The sequence below is a fragment of the Dolichospermum sp. UHCC 0315A genome (genome assembly GCF_008121535.1).
In the GTDB taxonomy this organism is placed as follows: domain Bacteria; phylum Cyanobacteriota; class Cyanobacteriia; order Cyanobacteriales; family Nostocaceae; genus Dolichospermum; species Dolichospermum lemmermannii.
On sequence record NZ_CP043056.1, the window covers coordinates 2,219,614 to 2,240,218 of the forward strand.

Below are 20,605 nucleotides of genomic sequence, written 5' to 3' on the forward strand. Positions count from 1 at the left end.
TGTAACGAAATATAAATTAACGAATACCTTATAAATAGGGTGTTTCACGGTTTTTACAAAACTAAACATATATCGATTTTATTGGGCCGACTTACTTAATAAAGTATATATTGCCAATACTTTTGGGCTTAATTTCGCCATTAATAATTTTCTTTTGTTCTTTCTCGCTAAAGAAATATAGTTCTTTCTTTTCATTGGTTAAACCACCATTATCAATCCCTCTTTGTAGCAAATCAGCAGATTTACCCGCAATTTCCACGAGTTTATCTTCTATTTGCTTTTCTTTATCGGCAAAAATTTTAAGTTGATTAGTGAGAGCATTGATACTGTCCAGTTTTTGTATATTAGCCGTCAGAGACTGATTAAGTTCAGTGCTGAAACTATCTTTTTTAGTCAATAAAAATTGCAGGAGGGATTTTAAGTCATTAACTCCCTGATTTAGATTACTTAGATTGAGATTATCTTGATCACCTAAAAGATTTTTTACTTTGAGAAAATCTTGACCTTTTTCTGATAGTTCTAGTTCTTTACTGATCCCCTGAATTTTTTGCAGTAAATCGCCTTGTGAATTAATCTTTTGTTGGAAAAGATCGATCGCATCTTGAACCGAATCCACACTATTTTCTATGGCTGTTAAGCGATCGATCAAAATAGCTTTAATATCGATTCCTTGGGTTAACTGTTGCTTGTCTCGTAAGTAATCCGATAGAACTATAGACAAACTCAAATCAAATCCATCAAAAAGCTTAGCGGCAAGTCCCTTGAGAAAAATAACATCTTTATCGATCGCTTTATTAAAAGAATCAGCTTCTTTTAATAGATTTTCCTGACTTTTAATATCAAGAACTACTTGCTCGGTAATAAGTTGATTTAATTTACTCGCTTGAGAGGGTGATTTGTCTAAAATTAAATTTGCGGCGGCTTCTTCGATAACTAAACGTCTATCGAATATGGAAATTACTTCCTGAATATTACCTAGCTCTGCTTCTGTTTGTATTCGTCGCCATAGTAAAATCTCTCCCACCTTATCCTGTGCTGTTTCATAGGAATCTTGAAACTTGCCCGGTACTTCTTTTTGTTCCGTCTGCCAAGTTTGCAAATCCTGTTTTTGTTTATTTAGCAACTTTTGGAAACTTTTAACGAACTCGTTTACCAACGGATCAATTTTCGTGTAATCCTGTTGATCAACATTGGAGACAAGAGAATTTAATGGAGAATTTAAACCCTGCAAGTCGGTGACGCGATTAGCGATCGCTTTGATAAATTCTTCTACCGTTGGTTTTACTTCCTCGGCAAAAAAGTTAATATCTGATTGAGTGATTAACAGCCCTAAACCGAGTAACTTTTCCCCTAATAGTTCTTCGATTTTTAAAGTCCAACCAATATCTTGAAATTCTGTTCCTGTGTTAGCAATCTGACTTAAAAAGCTCAGAGACTTATCTGTAATACCTTGATTAATGGTTTTTAAGTCATTTTCTAAAGCGGTGATTTCCGTCTTTGATGTCTCTATTTGTTTTACTAGTCCCGATACTCCCGAAATCTTCTGATTTAATTCTTCAAGCTTAGCCTGATCTTGATAGCGGTTAGTTTCAAGATTAGTTTTTTGATTATTTATACTTTCTCGTTGAGACTTAAGTGTTTTTACTATAACTTCTTGGGTGACTACATTCCTTCTAGCGGAATAATATGCGTTTAGTGCCTGCCGATAGTTTTCTATACGAGTAGTACGCCGTAGTATATCCCCACCTTCCCACTTAAAAAATCCGCCCGGTGCATTTACATAGGAATCCACCTGAGCTTTAGCTGTATTTTCTAAACTTCTGAGACTGGTTAAAGAGTTCTCGGCGGATGTGATTTCAGCAGTTTTTGTTTTAATTTGCTGGGTAAGACTGGTAATCAGGTCTAAATTGTTTTTAATCTGTTCTTCTAGTTGAGTTTTTTGGGATTCTGAACTAGTTTTATCTTTTTCTAAATCTGTAAGACTTTTATTTTTCCCCTCTAAGTCTTTAATTTTAGAATTTTTGTTCGCACCTAATGTTATTAGTTCATCGAAAAGAGTTTTAGCTTGGTTCCAGTTAGATGTTAGTTCCCCAGTCTCTTGTTTAAAATTGCTATCAATTTTATTGACAGCAACCTGCGCTAATGGGAAAATACTCAATCCGCTTTTTGCTACTTGAAGCTGGATTAAGTAATTGTCTTTGATTTGCTGATCCTTTGATGAATTACCTCCAAAGCTTTGAGCTTGTTGGAGCCACAAGTTTATCTCGCTAATTTTCGCTTGCAAATTGTCGTAGGAAGTCAAGAGATTATTGCGATCGCTTTGAATTTTACGCAAGTTGCTCGATAAAACTGATAAGGGCAAAGAACTACTTACAGCATTTTTAATTAGATTATCAATCTCAACTATTAAGCCTGCCAAAGCCTTTTGATTTGACGACCCGATTAAGGCGATAGTTTCTTGTCTGTCTTTTGCCCAGATAATGTTTTTTTTCAGTACTTGATAAAATGTTTGGTTGTCGCTCAATAACCTATTTAGTACGTTATCAAAATCAATTTTATTACCAATATAATTGTGGAAAATTACGAAATCTCGAAGTGCAAGATCTGTATCTAAGTTCTGAATCGATCCCAGTTTTTGATTGAGAGTATTGATTTTTTCAGCCTGTTTGTTAAAATCGTTATAAGCGTCTTGATATAAATGAAGCTCTGCTTCGTCTAAAAAGTAATGACTTTCATTACGGAGTAATTGCTTCCAATCTTCGGCAATTTTGCCATTTTTTACGAGTAAATCTTGATAGGTATTGTATAAAACTTGAATTTCTTGATTTTTCGCTTCTATTTGAGGGGAAAGTGTTGAAAAATCATTCTGTTTTTGACTAATATCAGTTTTCTTCTGATTTAGCTGAAAATTTGTATCATCAAGGGATTTTTGAAGCTGTGTAATTCTAACGAACTTAGAATTACTGAGAGCCTGAATTTCAAGTTGATAACCAGATATAACCTTTTGATGTGCCGCTATTAAGTCATTCTTGACGCTATCTAAACTATTAGAAGTGCTATCATTCAATAGTTTTTGGAGAATATCGCCTTGTAGGTTAGCATTCTCTTTATACACAAACACTTCTCTGTTCTGGATATATTTAGTTATATTTTCTTGAACATCTATAAGTCCCTTCTCTTTTTGATTGTTTATTTTGTCAACTATGCCCTGATATAGATTAACCAAGTCTGTTGAATAAATTCTACTAGCATTTTGAATATTAGCTTTATAGGCATCGAATTGACTAGGTTTGACTCCGTTACTGATATAGCTATCATTAGCTTGGGATACTCCTTTTAAAATTGTTAAAGTATTGACAACATTATTAAATCTATTCAAAAAATCGGCAAATATATCTCGTCTTTGAATTGCTAAATCTCTTTGTTCCAGGGCGGAGCTAGCTTGAGTCCATTGTTTTTTGGCGGCAAACTTTTGATATTCTGATACCCAATATTGCCGTTGAGATTCCCAGTGTTTATTACGAGAATCGGCGTTATTTCTAGCTGCGTTAAACCCGTCTATAATCTCTTGGATATATGTGGGGAAGTCCAACAAACCCCCTATGGGATTAGATGGGACGACGGAGCTATTGTTAAATCGGGAATACTCATCACTAATTTTTTGGTTGATTTTTTGAATTTCTCCCTCATAGAAAGCGCTACTATCCGATTGTGATTTTTGGATTGCGATCACCTTCTCGTTTAAACCTGCTTCCTCTTTTTCTAGGGTAGTTTTAGATTCCTTGTTTTTATTCCATAGAGTAAGACTATTAGATAAATCATCGATTAAAGGAGTGAATTTATCGATCGCTATATTAATTGACTCTTGATTTTTTCCTAAATCAGCATCCAATCTCTGGTAATCTGCTTTAGCTTGAGCCTTCAGATCATCTAATACACTTTTAATTTCTTCTTGGCTATAGTTGTCACCAGGTAAACTGGCTAACACTTTTTCTAGCTGAACTCTGTTATCGGTAAGCTGGGCAATCTCATTAAGTAAATTTTGGTTAGCCATGGGATTTAATCTGGTAGGGAATTTAATAGTGAATACAAGCACAAGTTTGACACAAATACTTACAAGTGTCAAACCCTATATCTATGCGACAAATTAGAATATTTTTTTAATTGGTAGTCACCAATGTCAATACTACTATCAATTTTTAACAGCTTACATTCCCATCAAATATGCAATTCAAAGATCAGAGTATGTTTAAAAATTCTAATTTTTTACAAACCTGCCCGGAACTTAAGTTCCGGTCTAAAAGCTAAAGTGCGTTAAAACGCACTCTAGTTAACTCAAAATCAAAAATTATCCCATTTTTGCTAAAATAGTCGGTTAAAACCGACTTTAGCTTTTAGACAGGGAATTTATTCCCTGGCTTGAAGGGACTATTAAACCTTATTCACCAAATAGAACGAAAGGCACGGAAGCCACTTGGCAATAGATGCGTGGAGGAAGTGCCAACGGCGTTCGCGGAGCGTGCCGGAGGCTCTATTTATTCGCAACCAAGATTCTTAACCATGATGCGGGTCTTCTATATATCTTCTAATTGTATCTGCGGAAACCTGACCTGCCGTCGAATAAAAATAACTGTTAGTCCATAGGCTAGGAAGTTTTAATAACTCCGGGAACTCTTTTCTCAATAGATAAGATGACCGACCTTTAAACGCCTTAATAACTTGGTTAATGGCTATATCCGGTTGATGCTCTACAAACAAATGGACATGATCTGGCGCGACTTCTAAAACGGAATATTGAGATTCCCTTTAGGTAGTAAGGTAAAAGCGTGGTTTGGAATAGACGCTTTTTATATCCCTATGCCCTCAAATCTGGACTATAAATCAATAGGAGAAGTCCGTATCCTGCCAAGGAACAGATGCTTTTATGCAGAATTTGTTTACCAACAAGATATTAAAAGCTCCGAGGTGGACGCATCAAAAGTATTAGGAATTGACCACGGGTTAAATAATTGGTTAACTTGTGTTTCTAATATTGGTACATCCTTTATAGTTGACGGACTACATTTAAAAAGCATCAACCAGTGGTATAACAAATCTGTAGCTAAAATCAAGGAAAATAAACCGCAGGGTTTTTGGTCAAACAGGCTTGCAGCGATTACAGAAAAGCGTAATCGCCAGATGAGAGATGCGACTAATAAGGCGGCTAGAATCGTAATCAACCATTGCAGCGATCATAAAATTGGTACTGTTGTTTTTGGCTGGAATGTTGAACAAAAAGACTCTATAAATCTTGGATCAAAAACTAATCAAAAGTTTGTTCAAATCCCTACTGCAAAACTAAAAAACCGCATTGCTCAACTGTGTGAACAATACGGTATCAAGTTTGTTGAAACTGAAGAATCCTATACCTCAAAGACATCGTTCCTAGACAATGATTTTCTACCTACATTTGGTGCAAAACCCGAAGGGTGGAAAGAGTCAGGGAAAAGAATTAGCCGGGGCTTATACCGTTCTCAGGATGGCACAAAAATTAATGCAGATTGCAACGGTGCGGTCAACATAATCAGAAAAGTAGCTGCGATATTTAAGTTTGACTTAATTGGAGTAGGTAGAGGTTGTTTAAGTCAGCCTACGAAAGTTCTTTTACGGACTCTTCAGAAATCCCCGCGTCTTCAGACCGGGGAAGCTTAACGATTATTCAACATTCTTTGCCAAACGGTAAACCCTAACAGCAAAATAATACCGATAGCAGTGACCAGCATCACTGATAAACTCATACCCTGGACTTTCATAGCCAGCAAATTACAGCCTAAAGTAATTGACCAGAGGATAAAAGCCGCATTCCGTTGGGATAGTCCCCAGGCTAACAAGCGATGATGGAGGTGGTCTTTACCTGGTGTACTCAAAGGATTTTTTCCTGCCATGAGCCGGCGCACAAACACTTGAGTAGTGTCAATAACTGGCAACAGCAGAAATAAAACTGTAGGTATTAGGGCATAGATTGTATTTAATTGGAGTTTCCCTAAAATACTGGTTGCTGCTAAAACATAGCCAAAAAAGTATGCTCCAGCATCACCCATAATGATGTGTGAGGGGTAAAAATTATGGCGTAAAAAGCCCAGTGCTGCCCCTCCCAAAGCTGCCAAAACCAAAGTAGCAGCAGCGCGATTATCAAACTGGGCAGAAACACCTAACAAACTGATAGCAGTAATAAAGCTAATGCCACCAGCCAAACCATCCATGCCATCCATGAGGTTAATAGCATTGGTGATCCCCACCACCCACAGCACGGTTAACGCCATAGACAGGAGAGAATCAATGGGTGTACCGAAAGCAACTTTGATACTAATCCCATTACCAACCAATAAAAGTGCAGTCGTTACTTGCGCCCATAACCGCACAGATGGAGGTAAACCAAATTGGTCATCAATAAAGCCAACTAGAACTAAAATCGAACCACCGAGGAGAATCGTTAAAACCTGGGCTAAAACCCCTTGCAGTTCAATCGGCCGCAAGAGACTAGCCAAGACCAAAGCCGCAATAACACCCGCGTAGATTGCCAAACCTCCCGCATTCGGTAAAGGTTCTTGATTCAGTCGTCGGGCGTTGGGTTGATCTGCCCAACCTACCTCTAAGGCAAATTTGCGAATTGTGGGAATTAAACGCCAGGTAACAATCAAAGCTAATAGAAACGTAAATACTACAGCTAACCAGCCGGAGCCGCTAGGGTCAGCAATGCCAAGGGATTTAAGGGAGTTCGCTAAGTTCATTTGCTCCCAATAGAATCATTAGTTTTATGGTCAAACATAAGTATCAACTGTTAATATTAATCAATTTTGGGATTTTGATTGTTAATCTAAATTGGGGAAAGGGATTAGCACTCTTTGTCAGTGAGTGCTAAATTGTCTAATGGAAGCAATAGAAAAATAAAACATGACTAAGATTATTGCATTTAATGAAGAATCACGACGGGCTTTAGAAAGAGGTATTAACGCACTGGCAGATGCAGTGAAAATAACTTTAGGTCCAAGAGGTCGTAACGTCCTATTAGAGAAAAAATTTGGTGTTCCCCAAATTGTTAACGATGGTATCACTGTTGCCAAAGAAATTGAATTAGAAGATCCTCTAGAAAATACTGGTGCTAGACTTATTCAGGAAGTAGCATCGAAAACTAAGGATGTAGCTGGCGATGGAACTACCACTGCCACAGTTTTAGCACAAGCCTTGATTAAAGAAGGGTTAAAAAATGTAGCCGCTGGGACAAATCCCATTAGCTTAAAACGGGGTATTGATAAAACCGTTGAAGCACTGGTAGCAGAAATTGCCAAAATTACTAAACCTGTAGAAGGAAGTGCGTTGGCATCGCCCGCCGCAGGCATCGCTCAAGTTGCCACAGTTTCCGCTGGTAATGATGCTGAAGTCGGACAGATGATTGCACTGGCCATGGAGAAAGTGACTAAAGACGGTGTAATTACCGTTGAAGAATCTAAATCCTTCACCACTGAACTAGAAGTAGTGGAAGGAATGCAGCTTGATAGAGGTTATATTTCTCCCTACTTTATCACCAACAATGAACGGATGACAGTAGAGTTTGAAAACTCCCGTATCCTGATTGTTGATAAGAAAATCAGCAGCATTCAAGATTTAGTCCCTATCTTGGAAAAAGTTGCCCGTTTAGGTCAACCTTTACTGATTATTGCTGAAGATGTAGACGGTGATGCTTTACAAACATTGGTTGTAAATAAAGCCCGTGGTGTATTGGCTGTAGCTGCGATTAAAGCCCCCGGTTTTGGTGAACGTCGCAAAGCTATGTTAGAAGATATTGCCATTCTTACCGATGGACAAATGATTTCTGAAGAAATTGGCTTGAGCTTAGATACAGCTACTTTGGAAATGTTGGGAACTGCTCAGAAAATCCACATTGACAAGGAAAATACCACGATTGTCGCTGGTAATACTGCTAAACCAGAAATCCAAATCCGGATTGAGCAAATTCGTAAACAATTGGCGGAAACTGATTCCGACTATGATACCGAAAAACTGCAAGAACGCATTGCTAAGTTAGCTGGTGGTATTGCCGTGATTAAAGTCGGTGCAGCTACGGAAACAGAACTGAAAGACAGAACCTTGCGGATTGAAGACGCACTCAACGCTACCAAAGCAGCGGTAGAAGAAGGTATTGTTCCTGGTGGTGGTGCAACCTTAATTTATCTATCTACCAAGGTAGATGCTATTAAAAACAGCCTCACTCCTGAAGAAAGAATTGGCGCTGATATTGTTAAAAAAGCTTTAGAAGCTCCCCTCCGGCAAATCGCGGAAAATGCTGGGGCAGAAGGTTCTGTGATTGTTGCCAGAGTTCGGGAAACTGATTTAAATATCGGTTATAACGCAGCTACAGGCGAATTTGAAGACTTAATTGCGGCTGGTATTATTGATCCCGCAAAAGTGGTTCGTTCCGCTTTACAAAATGCTTCTTCCATTGCCGGTATGGTACTAACTACCGAAGCCATTATTGCTGAAAAGCCTGAAAAACAATCCGCTGGGGCCCCTGATGGCGGCATGGGTGGTATGGGTGGTATGGGTGGTATGGGCGGCATGGGTGGCATGGGTGGTATGGGCGGCATGGGTATGTTCTAATTTGCCACTGTCCCAAATCCCAAATCCATAATTTATGAATTACCCACCCCTAACGCTTTCAGGGGTGGGTTTTTGTGATCATTTCAGTGTATCTCGCAAACGGTTCGTTAACGCTTAATTAAAATTAAGATTCTGGAATCTGGTTACTGAGCTTGTCGAAAAATCAAAAGGCTAACATCCTCAAGATAGATACCGTCTCGCTAAAAATATGTGAAAATAAGGGTAGAAACATCTGTTAAAAACAACTTAACACCATTTTCTATTTTTGACTCCTGACTCCTATTCCCAGGGGGTGAAACTATGATTGATACAAGTAACAATATAAGAATTGTCTCTTTAATTCCGAGTGCTACGGAAATCGTCGCTAAACTGGGTTTATTTGATGCTATAGTCGGGCGATCGCATGAATGTGACTATCCTCCCGAAATCACCAATCTTCCAGTTTGTACCCAAGCCCGTGTGAATGGTGACGCTAATGGCCATTCTATTCATGACGAAGCCAGCAATCTATTACAATCTGCTTTAGGTGTCTACAAAATCAAAATTGATGTTTTAGAGAAATTGCACCCTACCCACATTATCACCCAAGATCAATGTGATATCTGCGCCGTCAGTTTACCGGAAGTAGAAAAAGCAGTTGCCCAACTTACCCACAGTTCACCGCAAATAATTTCCTTACAACCGAACACACTACAGGAGCTTTGGGGTGATATTGAACGGGTTAGTCACACATTTGGAGTAGATTCAGTAGAAATACTGGAAAATTTAGAAGCCCGTGTGAGAATTTGTAAGCGAAGACTGCAAGGGCTATCCTGTGCAGAAATGCCTAAAGTCGCTTGCGTTGAATGGACTGATCCTTTGATGACCGCTACAAATTGGGTTCCTGAATTAATCAACTTAGCAGGAGGAAAACCATTATTTAGCTTGATGGATAAACCTGTTACTCATGTCAAATGGGAAACATTAGTAGATAGTAACCCAGATGTGATTATTTTCATGCCCTGTGGCTTTGATTTACAACAGACTCAGCAAGAAGCTCAAGTATTAACTCAACGTCCAGAATGGAAAAAACTCCATGCAGTCCAATCAGGGAGAGTCTTTGTTACTGATGGCAATGCTTATTTTAACCGTCCTGGTCCGCGGTTGGTAGATTCTTTAGAAATTCTCGCAGAAATATTGCATCCAGATATCTTTGATTATGGTTATCAAGGTACTGGTTGGCAACTTTTATAACCAGTATGCAAATAACCTGATTGTAGGTAAGAGTTTTATTAAATTTTGGGCGTTGCGTTATTATTAATTATGTTTCGCGCAGAGGCGCAAAGAAGCAAAGGCGCAAAGTTTGAGATTTTGATTTCTTACCTATTTTTTGACTATTTACGCATATTATTCCGGGTATATCTGTGTTTGACACCTATAGGAAAATATTCAATATCACCAATGGGTTTTAATTCTACCAATGGAGTTTGATATTGTCGGGGAACATAGTTAGCAAACTCACTATTGAGACGCAATAATTGAGCAAGAATAGCAGCAGTTATAGATAATCTTTTCTCCTCTCTATCCTCTATTCCTGGTGCTAACTCTACTACTACAGATAAAAAGCGGTTTTTGTCTAAATCCTCTTTTACCTGTAAAACAAATTTACCTGTTACCCATTCTCTAATAATTGGTTGTTCTAATCCTACCGTCACATTTTCTGGATAGATATTTGCGCCAAAATAGGAAACCGTAAAATTAGACCGTCCGAAGATATAAACAAAAGGTAATTGATGAATTCCCCGATGATTTTCTAATTCTGTAATAGGATTAAAACCCCATTCTGCTAAGAATTCTAGCATTTCTGTGTAGGTAATTAAGCCACCTTGATCAAGAATACTATATCTAATTAAAGGCACACCATTATTACCAGAAAATAGTAAATTTCCATCTTCCACTTCAAAAAACCGACTGTTAGGATCATATTGGACTAAAGTAGGTAAACGCGACTCCCCAAATAATGCTTTCGCTGCTTGAGGTGTGACTGCTAAAAACCGCCGAATACAAATACTAAGAGGGGTTTCATTTCCTAAAACTCCCGCGTCTGCTGTTCCGTACATAGAAGCAAAATCATCACAGGGATTTTCAGAACCTATTCTTTGGGCTACTAAATTGCGCCATTCTTCACTAAATACTTCTCCTGCCATGACTAACTTAATATGATATTGTCCCCATTCGATATTATTGGCAATACCCGTATCAATGACATCTTTTAAAAATGGTGGATATCCTAATAACACAACTTGCTCAAAGTTACCACCTAATTCCTGGACAATTCGCAAAATTTCCGGTTTATTATTCCCTGGAGTAATGACGGTAATCGGATAACCCTTAGCGGCTAAATGACGACAACAATTAGTAGTAAACATTCCCCCTACCCAAGTTCCCAGAGCAAAACAAACTACTGCTAAAGTAGTTTTAGTATCTGCATGAAAACTATCATGAAAGATTTGCTCAAAGCGGGTAGCTATTTGTAATTCATCAGTGATGAAACGCGGCCAAAATGTGGGTTTACCTGTTGAGCCAGAGGAAGCTGCGATCATATCACAGCCTCCTATCTTTCCATTATTACACAATTGGGGCAAAGAATAACGGGAAATATAATTTTCTTTATTAACTTTTGGTAAGTTTTGGAAATCTGCTAATGTTTGAATATCTTGAGGATTTATGCCTCGTTCTGCTAAAAATGCCTGGTAAGCGGGTACACTAGCAGCTACATCTTGAAATAATGCGATCGCTCTTTCTCGACTGTCAATGTGAAGATGCTGTTCTAGTTTCTCTGCTAAGGGAGTAGATATAAAATCTTCTAATCCCAGAATTGCCCGTTGTGTTGGTATTTGTGGTTTCATAAAGCTTGTGTGTTAACAAAAATCTGATCGCTCTTTGTCAGTATTTTATCTATAAATGCAATTTTTTAGCTTAACCGACAGAAGCCCCACTCCTGACCCTAAAGTTATGGTTGATGTATCAAATATTTTTTACCCCACCCTAACCCTCCCCTTGTAAAGGGGAGGGAACTGGATTTTTATTGTTTCCCCCCTTTACAAGGGGAAAGGGGGGTAGCAATGTGATGAAAATTACGGAATACCACTTTTCAAACATCCTCTAAGAGAAATTGCGAGAGATAACATTTAAATTAATCACAAATGAGTAAACCAATAGAAGTCCGCAACCCCCGCACAGGTAAATTTGATTATGTCATCGTTCCTCCACCACCAAAATTACTTTCCCAGCAATGTCACCGTTTGCGAAGAGGACAAATTATCTGGCAAAAATTAGGAGTCGAAGGCAGAATTGCCGCTTTAAAAGCCTGGAAAAAAGCGATATTATCAGACCGAACACAATTAACAGAAGCTTTAGTTAGTGATACGGGAAGATTATCAATATCAGTGACAGAAGTAGATTCATTTATTGCTAATATTGATAAATGGTGTAATTTAGCTCCACAATTACTACAAGGGACAGCTAAAAATACATCCATTCCTTTTATTGCTTTACAACAAACGGCTGTTCCTTATCCTCTGGTTGGCATAATTAGTCCTTGGAATTTTCCCCTATTGTTATCTACAATTGATACAATTCCAGCTTTATTAGCGGGTTGTGCAGTCATAGTTAAACCCAGTGAAATCACTCCCCGTTTTGTTGCTCCTTTAATGACAACTCTGAATACAATTCCGCAATTACGTGATGTTTTAAATTTTGTCGAAGGAGCAGGACAAACAGGAGCAGATTTAATCGAAGATGTAGATTTAATTTGTTTTACAGGTAGTGTAGAAACTGGGCGGTTAGTGGCAGAAGCAGCAGCCCAAAAATTCATTCCTGCTTGCTTAGAATTAGGTGGCAAAGACCCAGCTATTGTTTTAGAATCAGCAGATTTAGACTTAGCAACTTCAGCAATTTTGTGGGGTTCTGTTGTGAATTCTGGACAGTCATGTTTATCAATTGAAAGAATTTATGTTGCTGAATCTATTTTTGAACAATTTTATCATCAATTAGTCACTAAATCCCATAAATTGAAATTGGCATACCCAACTATTGAAAGTGGTGAAATTGGTCCGATTATTTGTGAAAAACAAGCAGCTATTATTAATGATCATCTGCTAGATGCAGTTTCTAAAGGGGCAGTAATTCACTGTGGTGGTAAAGTAGAAGAATTAGGTGGAGGTTGGTGGTGTCGTCCCACGGTTATGACTGAAGTTGACCATTCCATGAAAGTAATGACTGAAGAAACATTTGGTCCAATTATGCCGGTTATGTCTTTTGCTAATATAGAAGAAGCGATAAATTTAGCTAATGATTCTATTTATGGATTAAGTGCTGCTATATTTTCTGAATCAGAAGAGTTAGCATTAGAAATTGGTATGCAAATAGATGTAGGTGCTATTAGTATTAATGATGCAGGGTTAACAGCTATGATGCAAGAAGGAGAGAAAAACGCCTTTAAATTTTCTGGTTTGGGAGGTTCACGCATGGGTAAAGCTGCCTTTAAACGCTTTATGCGAAAAAAAGCCTTTTTGATTAAAACTAACATGGATAAAGACCCTTGGTGGTTTAATAATGAAGATTAGGGATATGGAAACTGGGAACTGAATAAAAGTTTTCCCAATTACCAATTACCAAATTATCAAAGATCAAGTGAATTTTGGCACAATTATTAATCATGTTGAGTATCTCCTTATTTACCTGTTATGTGCTGTAAATAAAAGATAAGATAATAGTCTGTGGTTAATTTCCCATTTATTAAGGTAAAAACATGACTAAAAGTGACAAAATTAACTTTTCTACTCCGAGCGGATTTCCCGAATTTTTGCCTAGCGAAAAGCGTCTTGAAGTATATTTACTAGATATTATTCGCAAAGTTTTTGAAAGTTATGGTTTTACACCCATTGAAACTCCAGCAGTGGAAAGGTTAGAAGTCCTGCAAGCTAAAGGTAATCAAGGTGATAATATTATCTATGGTATTGACCCAATTTTACCACCAAATCGCCAAGCCGAAAAGGATAAATCTGGAGAAACTGGTTCAGAAGCAAGAGCTTTGAAATTTGATCAAACTGTTCCTTTTGCTGCTTATATTGCTCGTCACTTAAATGAATTAACTTTTCCTTTTGCTCGTTATCAAATGGATATGGTATTTCGGGGTGAACGGGCAAAAGATGGACGATTTCGACAGTTTCGGCAATGTGATATAGATGTGGTTGCTCGTGGTAAACTGAGTTTACTTTATGATGCCCAAATGCCCGCAATTATCACGGAAATATTTGAAAAGATTAATATTGGTGATTTTGTTATTCGCATTAATAACCGCAAAATCCTGACAGGATTTTTCCAATCAGTAGGAGTTGCTGAAAACCAAATTAAAACCTGCATTAGTATTATTGATAATTTGGAGAAAATTGGCGAAGCTAAAGTTAAACAAGAGTTAGAGACAGAAGGTATTTCCTCAGAACAAACGGAAAAAATTATTGAGTTTGTGAAAATTGATGGTAGTATTGATGATGTTTTAGATAAACTCAAACACCTTGCTGAGAATTTACCAGAAGCAGAACAATTTAATTTAGGAGTAACTGAATTAGAAACTGTCATTAATGGAGTTAGAAATTTAGGAGTTGCTGATAAACGTTTCTGTATTGATTTATCTATTGCTCGTGGTTTAAATTATTATACTGGAACAGTTTACGAAACTACTTTATTAGGCCATGCAGCTTTAGGGAGTATTTGTTCTGGTGGTAGATATGAAGAATTAGTGGGAACATTTATCGGTGAAAAAATGCCTGGTGTGGGTATTTCTATTGGTTTAACTCGGTTAATTAGCAGGTTGTTAAAAGCGGGTATTCTCAATACTTTATCTGCAACTCCTACTCAAGTGGTAGTAGTGAATATGCAAGAGGATTTAATGCCTGTTTATTTACAAGTATCACAACAATTAAGACAAGCAGGAATTAATGTTGTGACTAACTTTGAAAAACGCCCTTTAGGTAAACAATTTCAAGCCGCAGATAAACAGGGTATTAGATTTTGTGTAATTATTGGTGCGGAAGAAGCAGCAGCACAAAAATCATCATTGAAAGATTTACAAAGTGGTGAACAAATAGAAGTAGCTTTGGCAGATTTACCAGAAGAAGTTAAACGCAGACTGGCATAATTTTGATTACCACGCTAACAGCGTGGTAAATTATGAACAATCAGGAATAAATAGATGACGACAGAATCAGAAAACACTTTAAAAATTGCTCAACAAGCATTTGTCTATTTTACACAAGGCTTAGAAACTGGTAATTGGCAAGCATTTTTAGATATGCTAACGGATGATTTTACCTTTTGGTTTCCTATGGGAAAATTTCACGGGTTAAATATAGGTAAAGAACGAGCAAAGGAGTTTTTTGAATATGTTTCTGAGGCTTTCCAAGCAGGAATTAAGATTACTTCTTTAGACAATATTACTAGCAATGAAAAAACCGTGATTTTTGAATTTCGGGATGAAGGTAACTTATTTGGTAATCCTTATAAAAATCGGGTTGCAGTTGCTTTTGATATTCGAGACAATCAAGTTTGTGCTTATCGAGAATACTTTGGTAGTGATGGTAAATCCTATTAGAGGGTGTTTGAAAAGTTTTGAATGTATAGACTGACCCCTCTCCAAACCTCTCCCCTGCAAGGGGAGAGGCTTTAAAACCCCCATTCCCTTGCAGGGAAGGGGGGTAGGGGGGTTAGGTTTTTGGAGATTAATGGTTTAATATAATACTTTTCAAACAACCTATTAGCAAGACATAGAACAGCACAGAATAATGAAATTCATTAATTCATTTATTCTTGTACTTATATTTTTTGTCTTCCTTTGCGCCTTTGCGTGAGACTTTAAAATGCTTGTTCCTAATCTTAACCATGCCCAAAAACTGTAGCACCCGGAAATTTCTCCGAATGCTGCAACTAAAAGAAAAATCAGACTGGAACTACAAATTTTTCACTTCCAGCCAAATCAAAAGCTGAGTGAATAACTTGCAAAGCTTTCACCCCTTCATCTTCTCCCACAACACAACTAATTTTAATTTCCGAAGTAGCAATCATTTGAATATTGATGTGATTTTTGGCTAAAGCTGTAAACATTTTGGCAGCAGTACCTGGTTGTCCCACCATCCCAGAACCAACTATACTCACCTTAGCGATCGCCTGATCTAATACTACCTCACCCCAATCAAACTCCGCTGCAACTTGCTGTAATTTCTGTTGGGCATTTTCTGCGTCCATTCTCGCTACAGTAAAGGCAATATCTCGACGGGGAACACCATCTACTATTCGACACCGTTGAGATTGAATAATCATATCCACACTGATATTATATTCTGCCAAAAATCCAAACAATTTGGCGGCCATACCCGGACGATTTGGTACTTGCCGAATCGCAATTCGCGCTTGATTCATATCCAACGCGACACCACGCACAGCAGGGGTATTAGCACTAGGAGAAGCTAAAGCAGTAGAGGAAGAATTAATTTCAAAGGTGTGACAGAGGGCAGCTATAGCGCGATCGCAATCTACCGCATCAACAACACAACTCACCTTAACTTCACTGGTAGAAATCATCTGAATATTTACACCAGCATCAGCCAAAGTTTTAAACATCTGCGCTGCTACCCCCGGACGACCAATCATTCCCGCGCCCACAATACTCACTTTAGCAGTATCTTTCTCTACCATCACTTCCGCTTCATCTGAAGTATGCTGATTTTTAAATATCGGTGCTATAGCTAATGATACTGCTTCTGCCCGTTTTAATATTGATGAATTTACTGTAAAAGCAATGTCGTTAGTATTACCTTCATGAATAGACTGAATAATTAAATCAACATCAACATTTTGCTGGGAAATTTCCCCAAATAACTGGGCTGCTACCCCTGGTCTATCAGGAACACGCAATAAAGCCACCTTTGCCTGTTGAATATCAAACTCTACAGCATCCACAGGTCGAGCTAATTCTAAATTCACTAACGCCCGATCTTGCCTTGGAGGCGTTGTTACCCAAGTTCCCGGCTGATCTGTCCAACTCGACCGTACCACCAGGGGAACGCCATAATTGCGGGCAATTTCCACAGCCCTGGGATGTAATACCTTCGCCCCTAAACTAGCCAATTCCAGCATTTCATCACTAGTGATTTCTGTCAATAATTGGGCTTGGGGAACAAGGCGCGGATCTGTAGTTAAAATTCCGGGGACATCTGTATAAATTTCACAAAAATCTGCACCGATAGCGGCGGCGATCGCCACTGCGGAAGTGTCAGAACCACCACGTCCCAAAGTAGTAATTTCTAATTCTTCTGTACTGCTAATTCCTTGAAACCCGGCAACCACAACCACTTTGCCGCCATTAATTTGCCGCATTAAGCGTTCAGTTTCAATATGTAAAATCCGAGCGCGAGAGTGTTCTGCTTCGGTAACAATGCCCACCTGAGCGCCAGTCATCGAAATTGCTGGTTGACCAATTTCCTGCAATGCCATACTTAGTAAAGCAATAGTAACTTGCTCTCCCGTAGAAAGCAGCATATCCATTTCCCGACGACTAGGAGTTTTAGAGATATCATGAGCTAGTTTCACTAACCCATCAGTAGTTTTACCCATCGCTGAAACCACTACTACTACAGAGTTTCCAGCTTTGACCGTTTTTTTAACTCTAGTCGCAACAGCTTGAATCCGTTCAACTGAACCAACTGATGTACCACCGTATTTTTGAACTATGAGCGCCATAAAATTCTCTTTAATCACTTGTTTTGCCACAGTCAAGGTTGTCATGACTATGAAAAACCCTGAAAGTGCCAGCTTAGATTACCAGAAAAAATACATCCGTTAGCAATCTTGGACTCTGATTTTAATCACAAATTAACCATTTACATGAATTATCTTAACCAATTTATACACCTTTTTTGTTTATTGTGGTTAGGGATAAAAAAGTATTGTTATGCAAATAAATAAATACTAATCCGCTCAAACATGGCAAATAATACCACGTATTCCTAGCAGACTGTTTATTTACATAACACTGCTAGGATATTTTATAGAATTAGGAGTCAGGAGTTCAGGAGGAAGGAGAAAGAAGAATAGTTTTCACCAATTACCAATTACCAATTACCAATTACCAATCACCAATTACCAATTACCAATCACCAATTACCAATTACCTGTTCCCTGTTCCCTCTCTCAACGAGTGAATTTAATTTTGTCCGACTACTTAAAATTAAATGTTTAAATTGAATTTAAACTGAGATTGTTCGTTTCTTAATCTTCTCTTAACTATTTAGTATCAAATTAATACCAGGATGTAATTCCCTAAGTAAGTATTTCTAAAAACTTAAGAGGCAGTATGGCTTTTTTATCCACCATTTTGAATCGTGTTGTTGCCACTTCAGTCATAACCGGGGCTGTTGCATTGAGTCCAATGTTGAGTGCGATCGCTCAAGCTCAAACTTTAAACGGTGCTGGAGCAACCTTTCCCGCTCCTTTGTACGAACGTTATGCTCGTGAAGTTAAGAAAAAATACCCCGACTTGAAAGTTAACTACCAAGCCATTGGTAGTGGTGGTGGTATTCGTCAAACCATTGCGGGAACAGTTGACTTTGGTGGTAGTGACGCAGCGATGAAAGATGATGAAATCGCTAAAGTTAAGAATGGTGTGATCTTAGTACCCACTGCTGGTGGTGCCGTTTCCGTTGTTTATAATTTACCTGGTGTCAACAAATTGAGATTATCTCGTACCACATTACCAGCAATTTTCTCTGGACAAATTAAAAACTGGAATGATCCAAAAATTAAAGCGGATAACCCCGGTGCAAATCTACCAAATAGTCCAATTAAATTTGTAGTTCGCGCTGATGGTAGTGGCACAACATTCATTTTCACCAACCATTTAAGTGCTATTAATGGTTATTTCAAAGGCAGAATTGGAGCTAACACCGCTCCCAAATGGACTTTACCAAACGTCCTCAAAGGTAAAGGTAATCCCGGAGTAGCAGCTTTAGTGAGAAGCACCCCTGGATCTATTGGTTATGTTGAATATGACTACGCTACTAAAAACAAACTAAATTCAGCGGAAGTCCAAAATAAGAAAGGTGAGTTTGTCGCTCCTTCTTTAGCATCTGCTAACTCAGCTTTATCCAATGTAGCTTTTCCTAGTAACTACCGCGTTTTTATCGGAGATCCCAGTCAAGGTTATCCTATCGTTGGTTTGACATGGATGATGGTTTATCAAAAGTATTCTAATCCTGCGAAAGCTGAAGCTGTGAAGAAATGGATTAACTGGGTACTCAAAGACGGTCAACAGTATAATGATGACCTCAACTACACTAAAATTCCTAGTGATGTTGTGAACCGTGTTCTCCAAACAGTAAATAGCACCGTTAAGTAATTTTTACGTAAGCATTCAGCCGTCATCTAGACTGTTACGTAGCTAAATTTGATCATCCTAATTTGGTGGGGGTAATTCATGAATTACCCCTACGGGCTGATTGGTGAACGCTTATATCTAATGTACCAGATTTCATAAACTTTTTATTGATCATGGCTAATTTAAGTGATGGAGATATTGATTTAACATCCACTGGTGGCGTTAATTTCTGGTTTGATAAGGGATTTACATGGCTAGTGTATATTTTCTCTGGTATTACTGTAGCTATCCTCTTTGTCATGACCTGGGTGATTTATAAAGAAGCACAACCAGCTATTGATAAATTTGGATTGGGCTTTTTATGGGGACAAGATTGGGATACAGGGAATCAAATTTTTGGGGCATTACCTTACATCTATGGAACTTTGGTCAGCAGTGCGATCGCTGTTTTATTAACTATACCCGTAGGCATATCCATAGCCTTAGTCACAAGTGAAGACTTTTTACCAAATCCAGTCAAAACTACCATAGCCTTTGTCATCGAATTAATTGCCGCTATCCCCAGTGTAATTATTGGTTTATGGGGAATTTTCATCTTTATTCCTTTCATCGTCCCCATAGAAAAATGGTTAAGTAGTGTCCTTGGGTTTATACCACTATTTAATACACAAGACCCTGCCGGCAACAATATGTTGACAGCAGGTATTGTTCTCGCCATTATGACTTTACCTGCAATGGCAGCTATTTCTCGTGATGTTTTAATGGTTATTCCTAAAGAGTTACGTAGTTCATCTATGGCTTTAGGGGGAACTCGTTGGGAAACAGTTTTTCGAGTCTTATTACCAGCAGCATTTTCTGGGATAGTCAGTGCAACAATGCTATCTCTAGGTAGGGCTTTAGGAGAAACAATGGCTGTAACAATGCTAATTGGTAACTCCGCCCAAATCAGTCTATCTCTTTTAGATCCAGCATATAATATTCCCGCAGTCTTAGCCAATGAATTTGCTGAAGCCGAACCGGGCTTACATATTGGGGCATTAAGTTATTTAGGTCTAATTTTATTTGCCTTAACTCTAGCTATAAATATTGCGGCTGTATTAGTAGTGGAGTGGGTTGCTAAAAAGAATAGATAACAGGAGTCACCGAGTCAGGAGTCACCGAGTCAGGAGGAAGAAGTAACGGTTTATTACAGCACTTTCCGGTGTTATGAGGTACATATCTAGCGGGCAAGATTTGTACTGAGCTTGTCGATAGCGCAGCGTGGCGTTAGCCATAGTATGCCCGCACTACAAGAGTTTCATGATTCAACTTTGTACCTCATAAGAGCGGAAACCGCTGTATTGTATGGCTTTCTTTCTAAATGTTTTCCCTCATTCCCGTTCATAGCTTTAGAGGATGTTTGAAAAGTGGTATTCCGTAATTTTCATCACATTGCTACCCCCCTTTCCCCTTGTAAAGGGGGGAAACAATAAAAATCCAGTTCCCTCCCCTTTACAAGGGGAGGGTTAGGGTGGGGTAAAAAATATTTGATACATCAACCATAACTTTTCAAACACC

The 20,605-nt window shown here is 38.3% G+C and carries 12 protein-coding genes and 1 pseudogene; 8 read left to right on the forward strand and 5 right to left on the reverse strand.

Annotated elements, in window-relative coordinates; genetic code table 11:
* Positions 1-91: 91 nt before the first annotated feature.
* Positions 92-4,054 (reverse strand): hypothetical protein, encoded by a 3,963-nt coding sequence (locus tag BMF77_RS10820; RefSeq protein WP_148762748.1) that lies wholly within the window; start codon positions 4,052-4,054, stop codon positions 92-94.
* Between the two features lie 500 nt (positions 4,055-4,554).
* Positions 4,555-4,785 (reverse strand): annotated as a pseudogene (gene tnpA / locus BMF77_RS10825) (IS200/IS605 family transposase); the annotation flags it as partial.
* A gap of 9 nt (positions 4,786-4,794) precedes the next feature.
* Here tnpA and BMF77_RS10830 point away from each other — a divergent pair.
* Positions 4,795-5,691: an RNA-guided endonuclease InsQ/TnpB family protein gene (locus BMF77_RS10830; RefSeq protein ID WP_371735513.1), complete on the forward strand. Its 897-nt coding sequence runs from the start codon at positions 4,795-4,797 to the stop codon at positions 5,689-5,691.
* Here BMF77_RS10830 and BMF77_RS10835 read toward each other — a convergent pair.
* The gene (locus BMF77_RS10835) at positions 5,688-6,770 is read right to left on the reverse strand and encodes an MraY family glycosyltransferase (protein WP_148762750.1); all 1,083 of its coding nucleotides are present in this window, start codon (positions 6,768-6,770) and stop codon (positions 5,688-5,690) included. The genes BMF77_RS10830 and BMF77_RS10835 overlap by 4 nt on opposite strands.
* A gap of 163 nt (positions 6,771-6,933) precedes the next feature.
* Here BMF77_RS10835 and groL point away from each other — a divergent pair, with 163 nt between their 5' ends.
* Together groL and BMF77_RS10845 are read left to right on the forward strand one after the other, a co-directional pair.
* A complete protein-coding gene (groL, locus tag BMF77_RS10840; protein ID WP_148762752.1) occupies positions 6,934-8,637 on the forward strand; it encodes a chaperonin GroEL in 1,704 nt (567 codons plus the stop codon).
* Between the two features lie 300 nt (positions 8,638-8,937).
* Positions 8,938-9,870 (forward strand): cobalamin-binding protein, encoded by a 933-nt coding sequence (locus BMF77_RS10845; RefSeq protein WP_148762754.1) that lies wholly within the window; start codon positions 8,938-8,940, stop codon positions 9,868-9,870.
* A gap of 140 nt (positions 9,871-10,010) precedes the next feature.
* On the opposite strand, the gene BMF77_RS10850 is transcribed toward BMF77_RS10845, so the two are convergent.
* Positions 10,011-11,525: a phenylacetate--CoA ligase family protein gene (locus tag BMF77_RS10850; protein WP_148762756.1), complete on the reverse strand. Its 1,515-nt coding sequence runs from the start codon at positions 11,523-11,525 to the stop codon at positions 10,011-10,013.
* Positions 11,526-11,822: 297 nt separating this feature from the next.
* Here BMF77_RS10850 and BMF77_RS10855 point away from each other — a divergent pair, with 297 nt between their 5' ends.
* From BMF77_RS10855 to BMF77_RS10865, 3 genes are all read left to right on the forward strand, one after another.
* A complete protein-coding gene (locus BMF77_RS10855; RefSeq protein WP_148762759.1) occupies positions 11,823-13,244 on the forward strand; it encodes an aldehyde dehydrogenase family protein in 1,422 nt (473 codons plus the stop codon).
* A 185-nt stretch (positions 13,245-13,429) separates the two neighbouring features.
* Entirely contained in the window at positions 13,430-14,818 is a 1,389-nt protein-coding gene (hisS, locus tag BMF77_RS10860; RefSeq protein WP_148762761.1) for a histidine--tRNA ligase, read from the forward strand.
* Between the two features lie 54 nt (positions 14,819-14,872).
* The gene (locus BMF77_RS10865) at positions 14,873-15,271 is read left to right on the forward strand and encodes a nuclear transport factor 2 family protein (RefSeq protein ID WP_148762763.1); all 399 of its coding nucleotides are present in this window, start codon (positions 14,873-14,875) and stop codon (positions 15,269-15,271) included.
* A gap of 344 nt (positions 15,272-15,615) precedes the next feature.
* Here BMF77_RS10865 and BMF77_RS10875 read toward each other — a convergent pair whose 3' ends face one another.
* Positions 15,616-17,415 carry an aspartate kinase gene (locus BMF77_RS10875; protein ID WP_148766914.1) on the reverse strand — a complete coding sequence of 600 codons (1,800 nt, stop codon included), beginning with the start codon at positions 17,413-17,415 and terminating at the stop codon, positions 15,616-15,618.
* Positions 17,416-18,028: 613 nt separating this feature from the next.
* On the opposite strand from BMF77_RS10875, the gene pstS reads away from it, so the two are divergent.
* Both pstS and pstC read left to right on the forward strand, forming a co-directional pair.
* Positions 18,029-19,069 carry a phosphate ABC transporter substrate-binding protein PstS gene (pstS, locus tag BMF77_RS10880; RefSeq protein ID WP_148762764.1) on the forward strand — a complete coding sequence of 347 codons (1,041 nt, stop codon included), beginning with the start codon at positions 18,029-18,031 and terminating at the stop codon, positions 19,067-19,069.
* A 152-nt stretch (positions 19,070-19,221) separates the two neighbouring features.
* The gene (pstC, locus tag BMF77_RS10885) at positions 19,222-20,181 is read left to right on the forward strand and encodes a phosphate ABC transporter permease subunit PstC (protein WP_148762766.1); all 960 of its coding nucleotides are present in this window, start codon (positions 19,222-19,224) and stop codon (positions 20,179-20,181) included.
* Positions 20,182-20,605: the final 424 nt, after the last annotated feature.